The sequence below is a fragment of the Rhodopirellula sp. UBA1907 genome, from assembly GCF_002337565.1.
Classification (GTDB): Bacteria; Planctomycetota; Planctomycetia; order Pirellulales; family Pirellulaceae; genus Rhodopirellula; species Rhodopirellula europaea.
Genome location: NZ_DDGH01000098.1, coordinates 176,695 through 189,213 on the forward strand (window position 1 = coordinate 176,695; position 12,519 = coordinate 189,213).

A 12,519-nucleotide genomic window follows, 5' to 3' on the forward strand; every position below is an offset into this window, starting at 1 on the left:
TTGGCCCCTCCCGCCTCCCCATCCCACCCCGAATTGCCATGTTTTCGTTTGGAATCACAACGAGAGCGTGTGATCACGCTTGGTCGCGCAACAACGTTCGCCGCTGTTGTATCAACGTTGCCAGTTTCGCTGCCCTGATCGCGGCACAGCTTCTTTCCGTGTCAGCGTTTGCTCAACAAACGAGCCAAAGCGAAACGGTGGCAGCATTGGACTTCACCAAGCTGGAATCAACGACAACCTCCCAGCTGGACATTCGCGCTCATGGTTCCATCAAGTGGAACGTTCCTGGACCGGTTCCTCCTAAATACGCGGAAGCTCAACCCGGCAACATGTCGGCTCAATTTCATGGCAAAGGCGAACGCTTGGTCATCGATGATCCAGGCAGCGGTTCGCAGTGGGATTTTGAAAACGGAGACGCGTTGTCAATTCAAGCCATCGTCAAGATCGACGATATAGGCGAAGGCCAAAACGTCTACATCATCGGCAAGGGACGCACTCACGAGAAGAAGTACGCATCCAACAATCAGAACTGGGCAATGCGTTTGCGGCAACTCAACGGCAGCAGCCGGATCAGCCTACTTTTCGCAACACCGGAAGTCTCTGGCAATACACCTTGGCACCGCTGGACGTCTAACGAAGGCATCGAATCGACCGCGACCTGGAACCACATTGCTGTCACTTACCGATTCGGCGAACCCAAAAGTGTCCGAGCTTGGTTGAACGGGAAGCCGGTCGCTGGGAAGTGGGACATGGGCGGACCGACAAAGCAGAACCCTGTCGTTGATGACGCTCCGGTTTGGATCGGTTCGTCCATGGGAGGTCAGCATTCATCCAGCTTCCGAGGCTGGATCGATCATCTGACCGTCTCTCGAAAGCTGCTTCGAGACGAGGATCTGAAAGATTGCTGGAATCCTCCGCCCCCACCGCGTCCCAAACCACCGGAACTGTCGCTGTCCCCTGGCAAAGTCACTTGGTGGTGGAAGGACGACATCCCAACGCACACGAAATGGCCCGTTGTCAAAGCCGACGAAGGTGAATCGCTTTCCATCGAGGCACCCATGCTGCTTTCGCGATTGCCGCAGAAGTACGACTCGCACGGCATTCGCGATTCCTATTCGAAAGCCGTCTACCTGCGTGTGGGAACTGAGCTGTCGATTCCCGCGGGTGACCATCGTTTTCTCGTTCGCACGCGAGGTTTGTCCCGGCTATGGATGAACGACGAGGAAATCGCAGCGATCGGCCCGCAGAACGGACGTACCGATGGGCACAATCCAGTCGAACCATTGCCGGAACGACCGGGGGCCGGTTTGAGGCGTCTGGCTTATGGGGTGCAAGAAACAATTGCCGAGCACTCTGTCAAAGAGAATGGCAACAAAAGACTCATTCTCGAAACGATCGTTGGCGGCACTCGATATCGAGCGGAACCCGATGAAACCATGGTCGCCGTGCAGTTGAACGGAACGGGGCCGTTCTGGTTGCTTTCATCCGACTTCGCAAACGAAAAAACGCGTCAACCGATCACCGACGCAGTCATCGACAAGCAATTGGCAAAAGTCGAATCGATTCTCGATGCACACGACATCGATACTCGGCGGCGTCGTGCCGCTGCACACAATGACTATTGGGACGAACGTCACGCGAGAGCAAATGAGTGGATCGAGTCGCTTGCCGCAGTCGAACCTCCGACCGTGCCAGAGGACTCCAAGCAGGCTGCTCACCCCATTGACCGATTCCTGACCGCAAAGATCGAAGCGTATCGAAACAACGCAAAATCGATCGACGCGAATACTGAATCCCAAACTTTGTCGCTGCAAGCACAATCAATTTTGCGAGAACGTTGCTTCCGTTGTCATGACGAAGACAGCGAAGGCGGTTTGCAATTGAGTTCCGCCGAAGCGATCCGTGCGGGCGGCGATTCAGGTGAAACGCTTCTGCTTTCCGGCGACCCACACGCTGGCGAATTGATGCGAAGGATTCGCTCGACCGACGAATCAGAACGGATGCCTCCATCGGAGGCCATTCCCGACGAAGAAATCGCGATCCTCAGCCGTTGGATCTCCTCAGGTGCGACTTGGTCCGACGAAACAAACACCGTCGAAATAGCGGATGCGGAATTGGTCGACGACGATTCATTCGTCCGCCGCGTCTACTTGGACTCGATCGGAGTGCCGCCAACGGAATCGCAGTATCTCGCATTCGTCACTGACACCGCCGAAAACAAACGTCAGCGTCTGATCAAAGTTTTGATGCAGCGAGATGAGGTCGCCGATCACTGGGTCAGCTTCTGGCAAGACTTGCTCGCCGAGAACCCCAACTTGTTGAAACCTTCGCTCAACAACACTGGGCCGTTCCGGTTCTTCTTGCACGATTCATTGATCGACAACAAACCAATCGATCGAATGGCGACGGAATTGTTGATGCTGCATGGCAGTCGCTACGAAGGCGGCAGCGCCGGATTCGGGATGGCGGCCGACAATGATGCTCCCGAAGCAACACGTTGCATCGTCGCCGCTTCAGCCTTCATGGGTATGAATTTGCAGTGTGCTCGATGCCACGATTCACCTTATCACTCCACCACTCAAGAAGACTTGTACTCACTGGCCGCCATGTTGGCTCGAAAGGAACTGAAGGTCCCCGCGAGCAGCAGCGTTCCAGCCGCCTTCTTTGAGGACCATCCTGGCCGGGCCTCCTTGATCCAGGTCACTTTGCCACCCGGCGAAGTGGTTGAACCAAACTGGCCCTTCAGCGATCTCGTCGATACCTCGCGACTGGATCGATGGATGCGGGAACCTTCCGATGCCCGTGAAAAGCTGGCGGTCGCTGTGACGACTCCGGAGAACCCTCGCTTTGCCAAAGTCATCGTCAACCGCGTTTGGCAACGACTGATCGGTACCGGTTTTGTGGAGCCTCTCGGTGATTGGGAAAAGGCGACACCCAGCCATCCGGAATTGCTGGAATGGTTGTCACGAAATTTTGTTGCCAGCGGCTATGACTTTCGAGAGTTGGTTCGCACAGTCATGCAAACCGAAGTCTATCAACGCGAAGCTGTCGGCCAAAACGATCCAGTCAATTCGGCCAACCGCTTTTTCGAGGCTCCCGATCGTCGCCGCATGTCGTCCGAACAAATCATCGATTCGATGGTGGTCTCGTCTGGACGCCCCTTGGACGTCGAACCACTGACGTTCGATCCCGAAGCCCGCCGACCGCCACAAACCATGATTCATTTGGAAGCTCCCGAACGAGCGTGGGAGTTCACGACGTTGTCCAATGAACGCGACCGTCCCAGCCTCGCGTTCCCGCGTGCGGGCGTGATCGTTGATGTGATGAAAACATTCGGCTGGACCGGTTCGCGGCAATCGGCTATCGATCGCCGAGACGAAGCCCCGAACGTGTTGCAACCCGGAGCGGTTGGGAATTCCGTCTTTGCATCCTGGACGGTCGCGGCCTCAGAAGACAGCGAGCTAGCTGACTTGGCCGTGCAATCGGATTCGGCAAACTCGCTGACCGAATCACTGTTCGTTCGGTTTTTGTCACGCCAACCTACCAAAGACGAACGTGAACTCTTCGCGAATGTGCTGAGTGATGGCTTTGATGACCGGATCGTTCCGATGGCTCACCGTCAACGCGCAAAACCACTCCCGGAACTCGAGCATGTCTCTTGGTCCAACCATTTGGCCGACCGTGCCAACAGCATCAAACTCGAACTAGAACAGCGAGCCGTTCACGGCGATGCCCCCGATTCACGTTTGCGTTCGACGTGGCGTCAGAACTACGAAGACGTTATTTGGTCGTTGCTCAATTCCCCCGAATTCATCTGGATCCCCTGATGTTGCAATCTCGACGAAGTTGGCTGCAAAACGTTGCAGCAGGCGGCACCGCCATTGCCGCGTCATCCGCTGGCGTGAATGGATTGTTGCGAGCCAATGAATCAAAGGCCGCCACGCCATTCGGAAAAGCCGAACACGTCATCTCGATTTGGCTTGGTGGCGGCATGGGGCAGATCGACACGTTTGATCCCAAACGATTGGGCGACCAAAAGGCTCGAAAACCGGGTTCGCTGTACAAATCGATCGACACGGCCGTTCGCGGAGTTTCCGTTTGTGAACACCTGCCACGACTTGCCGAACGGATGGATCGCGTCACGGCCGTGCGTACGGTGCACCACGACGTGATTGATGAACACGCGGCGGCGACCAACCGAATGCACACCGGTCGTGTTGTGACAGGAACAGTCACCTACCCGTCACTAGGCAGCGTCGTTGCACACGAACTCGGTGCAGCAGATTCCAGCGTTCCTCCGTATGTCTTGATCGGCTATCCCAATGTGACTCGTGGCCCGGGATTCCTGGGTGCATCCAGTGGTTACCTATATCTGACGGATACCAGCAAAGGACCGTCCGGATTGTCACTGCCGCACGGGATCGATGCCGAACGTCAATCTCGACGCGAGCAACTGCTCAGCGCCACAAGAGCATCGGCACGACGACGCTACGAAAATGACTCGGCTGTCGCAAACTACGATTCGGTCATCGAACAGTCGCTGCGATTGTCAGGTCCGGAGTTCGGAGAAGTGTTCGAACTGGAAAATGAGAGCGGCCAACTTCGCAATCAATACGGCAGCGAATTTGGTCAACGATGTTTGCTGGCTCGACGCTTGGTCCAGCGAGGCGTTCGGTTTGTGGAAGTGTCTCACAACCTGAACTTCATCAACGGCACGGGTTGGGATGTCCACAACGATGGCATCAACAAACAACACGAACTGATTCGCGACCTCGATACCGCTATGTCCACGTTGATCGATGATTTGGAAAAGCACTCGATGCTGGACAAAACCTTGATCATGGTTTCGTCTGAATTTGGACGTCCACCAGGCTTCGACGCGGGCGGCGGTCGCGGCCACCAAGGCAAGGCTTTCACCTGTGTCCTGGCCGGTGGCGGCCTGAACCACAGCGGAGCCTACGGACTGACGGACGAACTCTCGCAAAACATCGTCGAATCGCCCGTCAGCGTTCCGGATCTATTCGCCACCGTTCACGCATCATTGGGGATCGATCCCCAAAAACTGCTTTATGACGGCGACCGTCCCATTCCAATCACTGACAACGGCAAGCCCATCGAATCATTGCTTGTCTGACCGATTTGCCGATGACCATGACAGCGTAACAGGCCTGGACTTCGATCCGTTGTGCAAAACCACTATGTTTGGTTTTCAACTTCTTCTGAAGTTACGGGCTCCGAATCGCTTCCAGATTCGCTGTTGTCGTCATCGACGGGTTGGTCGTCCGCGGAGGAATCATCTTCTCCGTTCGGTTCGTCAGCCGGTCCGCTACTGTCCGCGGTATCCATGGGAACTTCCGAATCTCCCTCGATTGCGTCCGGTTCAATGACAATGGTCTGCTCATCAGTCACCTTCTTGGGCTTCAACGAGTGGCGAACAAACGTCCAATCCTCACCCTGCTTTCGATAGACCGCATACAGTTTATGCGAATTCACAATCATGCCACCCATCCAATGAAACACCTCGACGTACTCATCGCCCTCTTCATAGGTATTAGAAGGTTCTTTGCCCAACACCTCTCGCACGTCGAGATTTGACAGAGTCTTGTTGTCCGCCAGACTTTGAAACTGTGCCTCGGCGACCTTGTCAAAGCCAGCTTGAAGGTTCGCTGGGGCGAGGAAGGTTTCATAGCAGAATGCCGCAAGTACGACGGCAATCACGATAAGTGTGATGAACAGCCCCTTGTGGCCACCTCCACTGCTCTTGGGCTGAGGTGAAGAAGGTTGGTTCGCTGAATCTTGAGGTGTATCTGACACTGGGTCCGCCTGTTTTGATGAATGAGAGCGAGTAACTACCGATTAGCCTACGTTTTACTACAGCTTTCGGTGGTTGTGGAACTCATTGCAGCCATCCTCGCGATTTACGATCAACAAACCACTGAACTGTCCTCCATCTCAATAGCGGCCTGCCTCCTTCGGTGCTGGCGTCAACTATTCAACACCCAGTCGCTAAACTACCGACCGTGCCATTCATCCGTCACACCTGTTTCATTGCCGTTCCTCAAAAGCCTCCTTTCTTGCCCCGAGATTCTCATGACGTCGTTTCCGTTTCGTAGCTGTTCGTTGGTGGTGACCGTCTACACGCTGGTATTGTTTGCCAACAACTCGACAGCTGGTGAGATGCCTTCACTACCGGTTGAGGTCCTAATCGGTCCAACCGAACCCGCTCCCGAGGAAGCGCCCGATCCTGGACCGTTGCGGACACCTTTTGCTGTCGAATTCGACTCGCAGAATCGCATGTGGATCGTCGAGTTCGATGGCGGACGCGTGTTGCTTTGCGAACCCAATGATTTTAGCGCCCCTCGCGTGATCGCTGGTCCCGAATCGGCAACTGCCCCCAACGCACTTGGATACGTGGACGGCCCCGCCCGATCGGCGAGGTTCAACAAGCTGCACAACTTGGTGATTGACTCAAACGACGTGCTCTATCTGTCCGATCACGCCAATCACTCGGTTCGACGATTGATGGAAAACGAGGACGGTAAGTGGGGCGTCGACACTTACGCTGGAAATGGCAAACGCGGTCCCGCGCCGGATAATGTTGATCGCCGCGACGCAACTTTTCACGAACCAATCTCGGTCACACTCGATGCGAAAGAAAATCGGTTGCTGATTGCTGACATCGGAAACCAAGTCATTCGGTCGCTCGACCTATCGTCGGGAATGGTATCCATCATCGCTGGCCAAAAAACGAAACTCAAAGATCCGCGAGCGGTGGATTTGGACGGCGAGCGTAAACTGCTAGTGTTGGAACGCAATGGCAACCGATTGCGACGCGTCGAATCAAACGGCGACATCACGACGCTCGCTGGCAGTGGCAAAAAAGGAACCGCCGACGGGGATGCGAAACAGGCCAGCTTCAACGGGCCAAAGCACATGGACGTCGCCCCGGATGGACGCGTTTACATCGCCGACGATGTCAACCACTTGGTCCGGGTTTACGATCCAGAAACCGACGTCGTGCAGACGCTGAATCTGGGCGATTACACACTTCGTCGACCGCACGGTGTTTGCGTTCGCGGCGATCAACTTTACATTGCTGACAGCTTCAATCACCGCATCTTGCGAATTCCTCTTCCAGCAAAGTGAAAGCAAATGGCCGACGACAGATCGCTCCCGAAAATTGGATGGGTTGGAACGGGAGTGATGGGGGCCAGCATGTGCGGCCATCTGCTCGACGCCGGCTATGAAGTCACCCTGACAACTCGAACACTCGCGAAAGCAGAACCGCTTCTGACTCGCGGGGCAACTTGGGTGAAGACACCCAGGGCGGTCGCGGAAAGCAGCGATTTGATCTTCACGATCGTCGGTTACCCCCACGACGTTCGCGATGTCATTTTGGATCCAGAAACTGGAGTCCTGGCGGGCTGCAATCCAGGCAATGTGATCGTTGACATGACGACCAGCCAACCATCGCTGGCCGTTGAAATCGCCGAAGCAGCGGCTCGCCGAGAAGTCGACTCGCTCGACGCTCCCGTATCCGGCGGTGACACGGGTGCAAAAAATGCAACGCTATCCATCATGGTCGGCGGCAGTGGCCGAGCACTTGCAAAGGTGCAGCCTTGCCTGGAATTGATGGGCAAGACCATCGTCCATCAGGGCGGCCCCGGTGCGGGCCAGCACACCAAAATGGTCAATCAGATCTTGATCGCAACCAACATGATCGGTGTTTGCGAGGCGTTGGTCTACGGACACAAAGCCGGATTGGACTTGCCGACGGTTCTGCAATCGGTCGGATCCGGTGCCGCGGGAAGCTGGTCACTGAACAACTTGGGGCCGCGAATCATCGACAACCAATTCGATCCCGGCTTCTACGTCGAACACTTCATCAAAGACATGGGAATCGCACTCGCCGAGTGCCGAGCAATGAATCTTTCAATGCCGGGATTGGCTCTGGCAGAACAGCTCTATCAGGCCGTTGCGGCACAAGGGCATGGACGTGACGGAACGCACGCCTTGGCACTCGCCATCGCGAATCTTTCGGGAATCGATTGGCTCAAACGGTGAAAATTACAGTAACCCAAACGGCATCGGATTGAACGCTAGCCGTTCGGGATGTCTGGTTCAGAACTGAAAGTAGACAAACGGCCGAAATCCCCGAGGGGCATAAAGCACCAACGCCCAAATCATCATCGCGGTCGCAACGGGACTGAACCACCGATCCGCCGGCAATCGCATCCACCGACGTCCGTGAGTTCGCCAGACCAGGTGATCGACGACCATGCACGCCAACGCCAACAGCGGCAATGGCGGCAGCCACAGGATTGCCCCTGCCACCGACCATGATTCGGTTCCGGGAACAGCTAGCGGCGTCGTGTGACCAATCATGCCGCGATAGACCACCATCGCGTTCTCAAACGATGTCGCGCGGAAAAGAACCCAGCCGAACAAGACAACGCTCATTGTCGCAAACCATCCTGCAAATCTCGGTAGCCGCAGTCGACTGCATCGAGCCACGATGAGTGCAATTCCGTGCCAAACGCCCCAACTCACAAAGGTCAACGCGGCACCGTGCCAAAGCCCACCGAGAGTCATGGTGATCAACAAATTTCGATTGGTGTTCCAAGTCGTGCCGCGTGATCCGCCCAACGGAATGAAGAGATAGTCGCGCAACCAACTCGACAAGGTGATGTGCCAGCGACGCCAGAACTCACTGACCGACGTCGATAGGTATGGATGCCGAAAGTTGACCGGGAACCGATACCCGAGCATCTTTGCGATTCCAATCGCCATGTCGCTGTAGCCGGAAAAGTCATAGTAGATCTGCCCCGCATAAGCCAACACAGCCAGCCAAACCGTCACCGGGTGATAGAGTTCCGGCCCCGCGAAAACGCCATCGACCAAGTCGGCCAGATGATCGGCGATCAAGACCTTCTTCACCGCACCTCTTAGCAACTGCTGGGCTCCGTTGTACATCCGCTTGGAGTTCCAACTCGGAGTCACCGCCAATTGCGGCAACAGGTGCGCCGCACGAACGATTGGCCCAGCCACCAACTGCGGAAAGAACGAAACGTACAACGCGAAATCGAGCACGCTGCTTGTTGGCTTCATCTTTCGACGGTAGACATCGATGGTGTAGCTGAGCGTTTGAAAGGTGAAGAACGATATTCCCACCGGCAATACGATGGGCAACGTTGACGCATCCAAACCAATCGCTCGCACCAACGGTTCGGCGGTTTCCAAGAAAAAATTGAAGTACTTGAACAGGCCCAGCATGCCGAGATTGACGGTCAAGCTGCACATCAGCCAACGCTTGCGAATCGCGTGAACTTCACTCGCCGCGATCTTCTTGGCGACGACAAAGTCCACCGCTGTCGAAAGCAACAACAACCCGCAGAAACGAATGTCCCAGTACGCGTAGAAGTAGTAGCTGGCCAGCAACAAAAACGCGTTGCGTGCGACGCGACCGCGAAGCGTCCACGCAATTGACACCACCAGTATCAAGAAACATAGGAATTCCAACTGCGTGAAGTTCACTCGGCCACTCCGGGTGATTCATCCGGGAGTTTTCCCGATCCCGCATCGCGCCAATGTCTCGCAAACTCCATCGCAATCAGTTGGTATCCGACCGCGTTGAGGTGCCCGTTTCCAAACCGGCCATTGTGGAAGCCGTGTGGAAATACCCCACTCGCAACCGAATCTCGAAACGTGTCACGACAATCGATAACTTCGAACGAATTTGAATCCGCGTTCCGCTCGACAATGCCCCACAGAGAACCGTCTGGATCATCCACGCGAAGCTTGCCGTCCATGACCAATGGGCACCGAGGTGCGTAGACAATCCAAATGGGCTTTGTTGCTGCAGCGCGAATCGCGTTGAGGTTTTCAACAATCCAGCCTTCCGCCGCGACTCGATCCGTTTCTTTTTGAAAGGTCACGCGAGTCGGCTGCGCGGGCATTGGATTCGGGCCAACGCGGAACCTCAGTCGACGACGCTCGGTTGTCTGCGGATCAGTCAACAAGTTTCGTCCGGCATTAATGGCAAAGTCCGGCGCCCAATTCGCCAGGCTATTGGTTGCGGAAAGGTCCACTGAATCGACCGAGGCTGGCGCATCGAAGGATTCAACCGTCCCCATCAAATCAACCATTTCGCAGAGCAAGAGGACGTGCCCGTCCACGTTTAGCTCTCGCTCAACCAACGGCATCTGCCGCCTCCACGAGCTCGCGTCATCGCCGCTGCTGGCCAACGGTAGAACTCGCACGTCCACACCGCTTTTCTCGCCATTCACCGCCCGTTGGCCAAGCGAACTTTCGAGCTGATACCACAACTTGTCCGCGTCGGCGACACTGACACCTTCCGCTTGCGAATCGCCCCAAAGTGCGAGGGTCAGAACTCGCGTGCCATCAGATTCGGGCATGTCGGTCCTGCCCATCATCCCGTGCGGACCAACTGACGTGGTGGCATAACCTTCCGCTCGCCATCGATAGGCTTCGCCCGGTGAGACCACGACACGTTGCCGAACATCATCGAACGTGCGTGGCACATAGCTGCGCACAAACCATGGCGATGTCGCTGCGATGATCAGGGTGCCCAACGACAGACCGATCAACCAGCGAGCAATCATCCGCCTTCTACCGACGAAGTCGATGTCGCGGGTTTTGAATTGCGTTGCAGCAACGAACGGATCGGCGACATGAACGCGAAGTAGCAGAACACGACGGGAAGCGCGACCCAGTGAAGCAGGAACAAACCCACCACCGCAAACAAGGCCTGTCCAATCTGGTGCGGTGCCCGACGTCCACGAACCAATTGTGCGAACACGTGTGGGTACTCGTATCGAGACACCATCAAAAACGCCAGCACCAATGCCAAAGTTGGAATCACATAGTGCGATGCATCCAGTGCCAGCCCAGCCATCGAATGAATCCATTCGGGATAGGCTTCGCCGACCGAGAAGTCGGCCAAATCCGGAATCGCAATCGCAAACGCCGCGATCGTTCCTGCCGCGGCCGGCGAAGGCAAACCTTCGAAACCTTCGTGGTCATCATCCTCGGGCGTTTCAACATTGAAACGTGCCAATCGAATCAGCACGCACAAGGCGAACAACACTCCGATGCCCCAAGTCAATCGTTGCAGCAACACATCGCTGATTCGCCACACGATCACCGCGGGGGCGACCCCGAACGTGACCGCATCGCACAACGAATCCAGCTCCGCGCCGAACCGACTGGCTTGCCCGGTCAACCGAGCCGCTGAGCCATCCAGGGCGTCAAACAACATGCCGCCAAAGATCAACAAACCGGCGGCAAACAGTTTGGACTCGGGCGTCCAATCCAGCGATTCCGTACTGACGGCAATCGCGATTGCAGCTAGACCGCAGACGCCGTTTCCGAGCGTCAACAACGTTGGCAACACCGCCAGCGTCAAACGACGTTTCTTGCCGCGTCGGCGTCGACGACCAAATTTTTTCCGTTCGACGAAACCATCCTCTTGGATGAGGTCCGATTCGTCATCGACACTGTCGTCGTCTTGGATTGGCAGTCTTGGTTTCAGTTCGCTCATTTCGATCAACCTTGTTGATATCGGGCGAACACCGTCGAGCCGGCACACACCTTTTCGCCGACTTGCGCCACGATCTCGAGGGCTTCGTCGCGAGGAATCACCAACTCGGTTCGCGAACCCAGTTTAATCATTCCGAACATTTCTCCGCGCTGTAAAACGTCGCCCACGCGAGCCCAGCAAACAATTCTTCTCGCGAATTGGCCGGTGATCTGCCGAATCCGGACGATTCGGCCTCCGATTTCCGGACATTCCAATTCGACGTCCATGTTTTCGTTTTCTTTGGTCGATTCGGAACGCAGTGCGTTCAAAAACTTGCCCGGACGATAGCGAACCCGGACGACTCTGCCAGGCATCGCGATCCGATTCGCGTGCACGTTGAACACTGACAGAAAGATTCCAAATCGCACCGCCGCACCGATAATCGGGTCGTCGACTTCGACGATCTCCACCAACTTTCCATCCGCGGGCGAGACAACGGTGCCGATCGTTTCAGGCACTTTGCGTCTCGGATTTCGAAAGAACCAAGCCACCAAGGCAGCGACCAAAACGAACGGAACGGCCAGGGGCCACCAGAACCACCCGGCGAAGAGAGCCAAGACCAGCGAGACCGCTGTCGTGATGATCAGTTCGGCTAACCCAACCCGTACAAACGGAAGCGATTCTCGCCACAGGAACGGGTCGTCGGCGTCTGCCCACCAATAACTGTCTTGGTTGCGATAGTATTTCATGTCTCGCGAATCGACCGGTTCGAACGGCAGCTCGCCGCGATGGCCTTGGCGGCGATCCCGCATTTTCGCCACGTACTTGGGGCGAACCGCGTTCAACCAAGCTCGCCGGAGCCTGCCCCACGCCAACTCGATTGTCATCACCACTCCGCCACCGGGCTGGATCGATTTCAGCGCTGGGTCCATGGCTGGCTCGTCCAACATCGCCGCATCAGAAGACGGCGGGATTGGATG

The 12,519-nt window shown here is 56.0% G+C and carries 9 protein-coding genes; 4 read left to right on the forward strand and 5 right to left on the reverse strand.

Annotation, left to right across the window (positions count from 1 at the left end; all coding sequences use genetic code 11):
* The first annotated feature begins 38 nt into the window (after positions 1-38).
* The gene (locus B2R17_RS24250) at positions 39-3,827 is read left to right on the forward strand and encodes a DUF1553 domain-containing protein (RefSeq protein ID WP_286766040.1); all 3,789 of its coding nucleotides are present in this window, start codon (positions 39-41) and stop codon (positions 3,825-3,827) included.
* Positions 3,827-5,134, forward strand: coding sequence for a DUF1501 domain-containing protein (locus B2R17_RS24255; RefSeq protein ID WP_286766041.1), 1,308 nt, complete (start codon positions 3,827-3,829; stop codon positions 5,132-5,134). Before B2R17_RS24250 ends, B2R17_RS24255 begins: the two co-directional genes overlap by 1 nt.
* 62 nt (positions 5,135-5,196) lie before the next feature.
* Here the strand turns inward: B2R17_RS24255 and B2R17_RS24260 are convergent, their stop codons facing one another.
* Positions 5,197-5,814: a hypothetical protein gene (locus B2R17_RS24260; RefSeq protein WP_286766042.1), complete on the reverse strand. Its 618-nt coding sequence runs from the start codon at positions 5,812-5,814 to the stop codon at positions 5,197-5,199.
* A gap of 276 nt (positions 5,815-6,090) precedes the next feature.
* Between B2R17_RS24260 and B2R17_RS24265 the strand changes: the two genes are divergently transcribed.
* Positions 6,091-7,146, forward strand: coding sequence for a hypothetical protein (locus tag B2R17_RS24265; protein WP_286766043.1), 1,056 nt, complete (start codon positions 6,091-6,093; stop codon positions 7,144-7,146).
* 6 nt (positions 7,147-7,152) lie between these two features.
* Entirely contained in the window at positions 7,153-8,064 is a 912-nt protein-coding gene (locus B2R17_RS24270; protein WP_286766044.1) for an NAD(P)-dependent oxidoreductase, read from the forward strand.
* A gap of 57 nt (positions 8,065-8,121) precedes the next feature.
* Here the strand turns inward: B2R17_RS24270 and B2R17_RS24275 are convergent, their stop codons facing one another.
* The 4 genes from B2R17_RS24275 to B2R17_RS24290 form a co-directional block, all read right to left on the reverse strand.
* Positions 8,122-9,534, reverse strand: coding sequence for an MBOAT family protein (locus tag B2R17_RS24275; RefSeq protein WP_339886817.1), 1,413 nt, complete (start codon positions 9,532-9,534; stop codon positions 8,122-8,124).
* Complete coding sequence (locus tag B2R17_RS24280; RefSeq protein ID WP_286766046.1) at positions 9,531-10,622, reverse strand: hypothetical protein; 1,092 nt, start codon at positions 10,620-10,622, stop codon at positions 9,531-9,533. Before B2R17_RS24280 ends, B2R17_RS24275 begins: the two co-directional genes overlap by 4 nt.
* On the reverse strand, positions 10,619-11,569 hold the full coding sequence (pssA, locus tag B2R17_RS24285) for a CDP-diacylglycerol--serine O-phosphatidyltransferase (RefSeq protein WP_008672803.1): 951 nt from the start codon (positions 11,567-11,569) through the stop codon (positions 10,619-10,621). The genes B2R17_RS24280 and pssA overlap by 4 nt, the downstream gene beginning before the upstream one ends.
* Positions 11,566-12,519, reverse strand: a 954-nt coding sequence (locus tag B2R17_RS24290; protein ID WP_286766047.1) for a phosphatidylserine decarboxylase family protein, incomplete at its 5' end; no start/stop codon positions are given. The genes B2R17_RS24290 and pssA, both read right to left, overlap by 4 nt.

Excerpts from the sequence above, each read along its gene's own strand:
- B2R17_RS24265 (WP_286766043.1), top strand. The coding sequence starts at position 6,091 with ATGACGTCGTTTCCGTTTCGTAGCTGTTCGTTGGTGGTGACCGTCTAC.
- B2R17_RS24280 (WP_286766046.1), bottom strand. The coding sequence starts at position 10,622 with ATGATTGCTCGCTGGTTGATCGGTCTGTCGTTGGGCACCCTGATCATC.
- B2R17_RS24250 (WP_286766040.1), top strand. The coding sequence starts at position 39 with ATGTTTTCGTTTGGAATCACAACGAGAGCGTGTGATCACGCTTGGTCG.
- B2R17_RS24255 (WP_286766041.1), top strand. The coding sequence starts at position 3,827 with ATGTTGCAATCTCGACGAAGTTGGCTGCAAAACGTTGCAGCAGGCGGC.
- B2R17_RS24270 (WP_286766044.1), top strand. The coding sequence starts at position 7,153 with ATGGCCGACGACAGATCGCTCCCGAAAATTGGATGGGTTGGAACGGGA.